At 56.8% G+C, this 222-nt stretch carries 1 rRNA gene; it reads left to right on the top strand.

Annotation, left to right across the window (positions count from 1 at the left end):
* Window positions 1-158 (top strand): 16S ribosomal RNA (locus tag NU887_RS21025); the annotation flags it as partial.
* Between the last annotated feature and the right edge of the window lie 64 nt (window positions 159-222).

Below are 222 nucleotides of genomic sequence, written 5' to 3'. Positions count from 1 at the left end.
TACGTTCCCGGACCTTGTACACACCGCCCGTCAAGCCATGGAAGTCGGGTAGACCTGAAGGCGGTAACCGCAAGGAGCCGTTAAGGGTAGAACCGGTAACTGGGGCTAAGTCGTAACAAGGTAGCCGTACCGGAAGGTGCGGCTGGAACACCTCCTTTCTGGAACGCCCTGTCAACGGGTGTTGTTTCTCACAGTATTTCCATATGTCCCCGGAAGGGGGAG

The sequence above is a fragment of the Aquiflexum gelatinilyticum genome (assembly GCF_024741135.1).
In the GTDB taxonomy this organism is placed as follows: Bacteria; Bacteroidota; Bacteroidia; order Cytophagales; family Cyclobacteriaceae; genus Cognataquiflexum; species Cognataquiflexum gelatinilyticum.
The sequence above is the reverse complement of the archived record's forward strand: the minus strand, read 5'-3'. Positions and strand labels throughout refer to the sequence as shown.